Raw genomic sequence first — 7,144 nt, forward strand, 5'->3', positions numbered from 1 at the left:
TCCTTGTTGTCGTTGTGGTGGTAGAAGGAGCCCTTGGTGACGCGCAGCTGAGCCGAGATCTTCTCCACTGAGGCGCCGCGGTAGCCCTGCTCGTTGATGAGGCTCGTGGCCGCGCGCAGGAACGCATCGGTCGGGCCGCCCTCGGCTGCCGGAACCTCGACGACGCGCCCCGCGGCGGGCGGCCAGGGGCTGAGAGGCCCCGCAAGGCCGCGCAGGAGGATGTCCGCCACGCGGCTCGCGACCCGGGCGTAGTCGTCCGGCTCGTAGCGCTCGATCCAGACGCGCAGGGTCTGGACGATCGAGACCAGAAGATGGGTGCGGGCGTTGCGCTCGATCCGGCCGAGATCCGGCAGGGCCTCCGGCCCGAGCACCAGGGCGCGCATCCGGCGGAAGAAGGCGTTGTAGGCGGAGAACACGGTCTCCGCCTGCGGGTCGGGCAGGGCGCGCACGTCGTGGAAGCGGATCAGCGCCGGCTGCTCCCCCGTCGCCATCGCGGCGAGACCGCGCGCGTAGCGGTCGAGGAAGGCGCGCAGGCGCGCCTCGGGCGTCGGCTCCGCCTCGGCCTCCGCGATCAGGGCGTCGAGCCACGCGATCTTGGCGAGGAAGCAGGCCGCCGCGAGATCCTCCTTGCGGCGGTAATAGTAGGTGATCGAGTTCGTCATCAGGCCGACGCTGCCCGAGACGTCGGCCAGCGAGGTGCCGCGGATGCCCCGCTCGTTGAAGCGCTTGGCGGCCGCGTCGAGGATCGCCTGACGCTTCTCGGCGAAGCGCTTGGTCTGCCGCGGGACCGGGCTCGTGGTGTCCGACATACCCAGGGTTGAGCACGGGCGCGCCGGGCTGACAAGCGCCCTCGGGCCGCGCCCGGCCGCCCCGCATACCCCGAACACGAAAACGGGGGCCGGAGGGCCCCCGCTCGCTGCGTCCGCGAGGCGTATCCGCCCGGTCAGACCGGGGCTGGCTCGAGCCCGGCCGGCACTGGCGCGGCTTGCGCCGGCTCCAGCACCTTGCCACGCGGCCCGATCCACTGGCCGACCCAGCGGCGCTGCCAGAGGTAGAGGCAGCCGAGCACCAGCGCCGCGAAGGCGGCGTAGCCCACGAAGCCGATGGCGAAGGAGCCCGTGTACTGCTTGGACAGACCCATCACGTTCGGCAGGATCGCGCCGCCGAGCGCCCCGACCTCGCCGATCATCGAGCCCGCCACCGCCGTGTTCGTCGGCCAGCGGAGCGGGACGAGCTGGAACAGCGCGCCGTTGCCGGCCCCGAGCGCGGCGAAGCAGAGCATGAACAGGATCGTGGTCAGGGCGAGCGAGGGCGCCGAGGTGAGGAGCAGGAAGGAGGCGATGGCCGCGAGCAGCACCACCGTCAGCACCAGCACGCCGCCGACCCGGTCGGCGAAGTATCCGCCGACGATGCGGATCCCCGAGCCCATGATGGCGGCGAGCATGGTGAGGCGGCCGGCCTCGATCTTGGTGACCGCGAATTGCTCGTAGAAGAAGGTCGGCAGGAAGTTCGACAGGCCGATGAAGCCGCCGAAGGTGATGATGTAGACGAGGCTGAAGGCCCAGCCGTCCTTCTCGAACAGGCAGGCGACGTGCTGGCGGAACGACTGGTGCTCGCGGTCCGGCGGCTCCTTGGCGAAGACGATCATCACGACGAGCGGGATCAGCATCACGATCCCGGCGAAGCCGTAGACGGCCTGCCAGCCATAGGCCTGGGCGAGCGGGGGCGCGAACAGCACGGCGAGCACCGTTCCCGAGTTGCCGGCGCCCGCGATGCCCATGGCCAGACCCTTGTGCTGGGGCGGGAACCAGCCGGAGCCGAGCGACAGGGCGACGCCGAAGGAGGCGCCCGCGATGCCGAGCAGCACGCCCATGGCGAGCACGTCGTTGAAGGTGTGGACGAGGAAGAAGCCGAAGGCCATCGCCGCGATGATGAGGCTCATCTCGGTGATCGCCGCATTCTTGCGGCCGATATACTGGGCGAGCACGCCAAGGGGGAAGCGCATGATCGCGCCCGCCATGATCGGCAGCGAGATCATGAACCCGGTCTGGGCGGGGCTGAGCTTGTAGGTCTCGGTGATGAACGGGCCCATGGCGCCGTTCAGGACCCAGATCGCGAAGCAGAAATCGAAGTAGAGGAACGCGGCGAACAGGGTCGGGGGATGCCCCGACTTCATCACGGTCTTGAAGCTGGCCATCAGGGGGTGCTCGTCTGCTGGTGCGGCGCGTTCGCGCTGCCGCTCTGCCGGAGGAACCGGACTCACACCGTCCGCCTTGCGGGGCGCCGTTGCCCCGCGCGCCGCGCCGAGGCGCGACCTCGATGGTCAAGCAGCAAGCGTGCCAGAGACGGCCGCGGCCCGGCCGGGTGGGGCGTCCCCATGCGGCCCCGTCGTGGGGCGCCGGGCAGATTGCTGCACTGCAAGGCAGCCTGCCCAGGAAACGGGCGGCTCGCCGGCGGCGGACGGGACGGTTGGGGTGGACAGCGCGCGCTGGGTGCCCACGCCGATGGTCCGCTACGGGCGGAAACCGGATGCCGATCGGTCCCCAGCGGTCTTCGGCTGTCACACGCCGAGATGAGGGCGCGGCTGACCGGTGAGGTCCCGGGATACACGGACGCGCATGCCGGCTCGGGGCCGATGCGGCTCGCTCCGCATTCATCGAGCCGGACGTGTGCAACTATTGTTTGATTTTGTTCTGAGTGCCTTCAATCATTATTTGTAATATCTGGTCAGATCTAGGTTTTAACAGATCATTAATCATCATCATTCTATATCACCCTGCCCTTAACGGTCATGACTTGCCCGCCTGCAGGGGATTCCGTTTTCCATGGCCCCTCCTCCACGAGCCGACGCATACGGGGCACAACCATCGCACCGTCTGCGGGAGTGTCATGCCGCGTGCGGGTTCGGCATTCTCGGGGGCATGGGCGCGCGGTTCGTGCCGTTCGCGCTCTTGGCCATGCCAAGCGCGACGATGGTGGCCGTCGTCGTGGCGCCGGGACGCGACACGGCCGATCTCGCTCGGATCATCGCGGAGGCCGATGGCGCGATCGTCAACGCGGGCGGTTCGGACAACGTCATCCTTGCCCGCTCGGACAGCCACGGCTTCGTCTCCCGCCTCTACGCCGCGGGTGCCCACCTCGTTCTCAATGCCGACCTAGCTAAAGGCTGCGGCCCCGCCGCCGTGCGCGCCGCAGCCATCCGAACCGAGGCTCTGCCCCGATGAGACAACTTGACGATCTGCGTTTCACCTTCGCTCGGTTCCTGATCCTGCTGCTGTGGGGGCACGTCCTGATCGTTGCAGGAGGCGACGCCATCCTGACCCGAGGATGGCCCGACTACGCTCCGGTCGTCGCCACCGTCTGCCTCGCCGGCATCGGGACCCTTTTCTGGCTGCGCGACCCGGTCGGCACGGCGACACGACTCGTGAGTGCGCTCGCGCTGGTCGGCATGGCGGCCGTGATCCTCATCGCTTTCGCCGGCCATCCCTGGCAGATCGACCTGCACATGTATTTCTTCGCCTGCCTTGCCGTCCTCGTCGGATGGTGTGACTGGCGCGTGATCTTGGCAGCGACGATAGCCACCGCCCTGCATCACCTCACCCTCGATATCGTGATGCCGGGCCTGGTGTTCCCGGGTGCCGACCTCGCCCTCGCTCGGGTGGCGCTGCACGCGGTGATCGTGCTGATGGAAGCGGGCGTCCTGATCTGGGTCTGCCGGACCATCGCGCAGTCCTTCGTCTCGCTCGCAGAATCCGAGCGCGAGGCTCAGACGCAACTCCACCGCGCCTGTTCGGCCGAGCAGGAAGCCGAGCGGGCACGCGCGGCGATCGAGGTCACGCGTCGGGCGGAGACCGAGCATGTCGTCCGAACCTTCGAGGCGACAGTTCTCGACATCATCGGGCTGGTCTCATCCTCGGCCTCCGAGCTTCAAGTCACGGCAGAGACCATGACCGCCACCGCGGCTACGGCGGCCAGCCAGTCGACCACCGTGGCAGCGGCCGCCGAGGAAGCTGCGAGCAACGTCGGCACGGTGGCCGCGGCCGCGGAGGAGCTTGGCGCCTCGGTCGAGGAGATCGGCCGGCAGGTCGGCGGCTCGGCTGACCTCGCCCGGATCGCGGTGGCCGAGGCGGATCACACCAGTGCGCTGGTCCTGGAGCTGAACGCTGCCGTAGCCCGTATCGGTGACGTCGCCGGCATGATCTCCGGGATCGCCAGCCAGACGAACCTGCTGGCTTTGAACGCCACGATCGAGGCAGCCCGCGCAGGCGAGGCGGGTCGCGGTTTCGCCGTGGTGGCGGCCGAGGTGAAGGATCTCGCCGGTCAGACCGCCCACGCTACCGAGGAGATTGCCGGCCAGATCGCTCGGATCCAGGCCTCGACGGATCAGGCGGTCACGGCGATTGGCGGCATCACGGGCCGCATCCAGCAGATCAGCGCCGTCGCGACCTCGATCGCGGCCGCCGTGGAGCAGCAGGGCGCGGCCACCCAGGAGATCGTGCGCAACATCTCGCAGGCCGCGATGGGCACGGAAGAGGTGACGAGCAACATCACCAGGGTGGCCGGGGCGGCCGAAGAGACCGGAGAGGCGGCAAGCCGAGTGCTCGGGGCCTCCTTCGATGTGTCGCGCCGCTCCGAGACTCTCGCGGCCGAAGTGCAACGCTTCATCCAGACCGTGCGCGCCGCCTGAGCGAAGGGCAGCCTGACGCGTTCCATTCCGGTGTCGGAGGCGGCTGAACCGCACCTGGGGGCGCCATGCTGCCGGAACAGGGGGGCGGGACGAGCGTCCGCTTCCGGAGGCGAAAACGACGGGTTGCCACGGCGAGTTTGGGTCGCCGGCGGCGATATCCTGCCGTGGATCAGGGGTGCGCGCCGCTCAAGGTCGGGGGGCCGCCCCTCGCGACGGGTCCGAACGCGTCCGATTCCGAACGATCGCGCGTTGGCCGGCGCGTCGGCCTCAGCGGCAGGCAGTGATCGTGCGGACGATCCAGCCCTCGCCCTCCTGCCAGAGCTTGCGCCGGCTGCGCGTGCAGTTCGCGGCCGGGGCCTCGCCCGCAGTCCAGGCGACCGCCGGCTCGCCTCCGGGCCCTTTGACGGGCGCCTTCACGCTCGCCCGGGCCGGAGGCTCGGCGGCCCCCGGCTTCTCCCCTCGGCGCGCCTCGGCAGGCGCGGCGATCAGGCACGATGCGGCGAGCGCGAGCACGAGCGAGCTCGTGCGGACGGGCCGAGACAGGAGAACCGGCACGGGACGAATCCAGGATGGGGAGGTGGCGAATCGCGGCTGGATATGCGCTCGCACCGGTCGCCCCGCAATCGCGGCGGCCCCTCTTTCCCCATCCTCTCATCCGAAATGGTGAAGAGGCGCCTCATCCGAAGGTTGTATGTCCGGCCGGGCCTGTGCCGGATCGGTAACGGTTCCCGCGCGACGCGGCCCGGCCCTGCATCGCGGGACGTGACGGGCGAGGCCCACTTTTGCTAAGGCAGATCAAGACCGAGCTTGGCTGCCGCATACGGGCGGCGCGAACTCGGCTCCAAGGCCCCCCGCCCGCCATGGTCGGACGACGGCACGGGCCCCGAAGGGACGTCTCGCATTCCATGTCCAGACTGACGCGCCGCACGCTGCTCACAGGCTCGATGACGAGCCTCGCGCTCCTCCGCTCCACGCTCCCCGGCCTCGCCCAGGGCGGGCCCCCGCCGGAGGACGCGATCGACGGTTTCGGCGGCTACGACGACGACCGGCTCTACCGGGACGAGGCCGGCCAGCTCTACCGCCGCCGCGGCGGCCAGTACGTGCCCTATTCGGGCCGGGAGACCTACGGCCGGCCCGTGCCCGGCACCGAGCGCGAGCCCCCGCCGCGCCGCACCGTCGACGAGGCGCCGCCGCCCAAGGGCGCGCCCGTCCCGAAGCTCGGCGAGAACCGCGCGGTCGATGACGGACCGATCGATTACGCCCGCGCCTACGCGGCGATCACGGACGACGCCTTCCCGGTCCAGCCCTTCAACTGGAAGAAGGCGAACCCGGTCTTCCTGCGCCAGGAGGTCGCCTTCAACGGCCGCTACGAGCCCGGGACCATCGTGGTCGATCCGCGCGCCCACCACCTCTTCCTCGTGCAGCCGGGCGGCCGGGCGCGCCGCTACGGCGTCGGCGTCGGCAAGCAGGGCTTCTCGTGGTCGGGCAACGCGACGATCAACTCGAAGCAGGCCTGGCCCGACTGGTACCCGCCCAAGGAGATGATCGCCCGCACGCCGAAGCTCGCCCGCGAGGTCAGCCAGCTCCAGAGCGGCCTCGGCGTGCCCGGCGGCACCCGCAACCCGCTCGGCGCCCGCGCCCTCTACCTGTGGCAGGGGAACAAGGACACCCTCTTCCGCATCCACGGCACGCTGGAGCCGACCTCGATCGGCCACAGCGTGTCCTCGGGCTGCATCCGCATGATCAACCAGGACGTGATCGACCTCTACGGCCGCGTCGGCGTCGGCACCAAGGTGGTGGTGATCACCTGAGGGGTCAGTCGGTCGTGTGCTCGGCGACGTAGCGCCCGAGCGCGCTCGCGGCGTTGAGCATGTGGGCGCGCATCCGGCGGGCCGCGGCCTCGCCGTCGCCCTCCGCGATCGCCGCCAGGATCTCGCCGTGCTCGGCCCGCGAGCGCTGGATGCGCTCGCCCTGGCGCAGCTGCGTCCGCCGGAAGGCCGCCAGCCGCGTGCGGATCGCGAGCGCCTGCTCGGCCATGAAGGCGTTGTGGGTCGCCCGGTAGAGCGCCTCGTGGAAGGCCCGGTTGAGGGCGTCGTAGGCGTCGACATCGCCCGCCTCGACGAGCGCGCCCGCGCTCTCGTGCAGGTCGAGGAGATGGCTCCGCTCCAGGGGCGTCATCCGGTAGGTGGCGAGCCGCACGCACATCGCCTCCACCTCGGCGGTCGTCTCGAACATGTCCATGATGCGCTCGGGCGTCATCCGGGTCACGACGACGCCCCGGCGCGGGCGCACCTCGACGAGGCCGCTCACCGCAAGCTGGCGCAGGGCCTCGCGGACGGGCGTGCGCGAGGCGCCGAACCGGTCGGCGAGGTCCTGCTCGTCGAGGGCGATCCCCGCCGCGAGCGTGCCCGCTGCGATCTCGTCCGTCAGCGCGTTGCGGATCTGGTCCGAGAGGAG

The 7,144-nt window shown here is 70.3% G+C and carries 7 protein-coding genes; 3 read left to right on the forward strand and 4 right to left on the reverse strand.

Annotated elements, in window-relative coordinates:
- Together E1J50_RS24645 and E1J50_RS24650 are read right to left on the reverse strand one after the other, a co-directional pair.
- Positions 1 to 809, reverse strand: an 809-nt coding sequence (locus tag E1J50_RS24645; protein WP_132256686.1) for a TetR/AcrR family transcriptional regulator, incomplete at its 3' end; no start/stop codon positions are given.
- Between the two features lie 134 nt (positions 810 to 943).
- Entirely contained in the window at positions 944 to 2,197 is a 1,254-nt protein-coding gene (locus E1J50_RS24650) for an MFS transporter (RefSeq protein ID WP_132256688.1), read from the reverse strand.
- Between the two features lie 724 nt (positions 2,198 to 2,921).
- Between E1J50_RS24650 and E1J50_RS24655 the strand changes: the two genes are divergently transcribed.
- Together E1J50_RS24655 and E1J50_RS24660 are read left to right on the forward strand one after the other, a co-directional pair.
- Positions 2,922 to 3,224 carry a hypothetical protein gene (locus E1J50_RS24655; protein WP_132256690.1) on the forward strand — a complete coding sequence of 101 codons (303 nt, stop codon included), beginning with the start codon at positions 2,922 to 2,924 and terminating at the stop codon, positions 3,222 to 3,224.
- Entirely contained in the window at positions 3,221 to 4,687 is a 1,467-nt protein-coding gene (locus E1J50_RS24660) for a methyl-accepting chemotaxis protein (RefSeq protein WP_132256693.1), read from the forward strand. Before E1J50_RS24655 ends, E1J50_RS24660 begins: the two co-directional genes overlap by 4 nt.
- A 267-nt stretch (positions 4,688 to 4,954) precedes the next feature.
- On the opposite strand, the gene E1J50_RS24665 is transcribed toward E1J50_RS24660, so the two are convergent.
- Complete coding sequence (locus E1J50_RS24665; protein ID WP_132256695.1) at positions 4,955 to 5,242, reverse strand: hypothetical protein; 288 nt, start codon at positions 5,240 to 5,242, stop codon at positions 4,955 to 4,957.
- Positions 5,243 to 5,592: 350 nt separating this feature from the next.
- Between E1J50_RS24665 and E1J50_RS24670 the strand changes: the two genes are divergently transcribed.
- A complete protein-coding gene (locus E1J50_RS24670; RefSeq protein ID WP_132256697.1) occupies positions 5,593 to 6,498 on the forward strand; it encodes a L,D-transpeptidase in 906 nt (301 codons plus the stop codon).
- A 4-nt stretch (positions 6,499 to 6,502) separates the two neighbouring features.
- On the opposite strand, the gene E1J50_RS24675 is transcribed toward E1J50_RS24670, so the two are convergent.
- Positions 6,503 to 7,144 (reverse strand): GntR family transcriptional regulator (locus E1J50_RS24675; RefSeq protein ID WP_132256699.1); only part of this gene is annotated, 642 nt, incomplete at its 5' end.

This window comes from Methylobacterium segetis, assembly GCF_004348265.1.
Lineage (GTDB): Bacteria > Pseudomonadota > Alphaproteobacteria > Rhizobiales > Beijerinckiaceae > Methylobacterium > Methylobacterium segetis.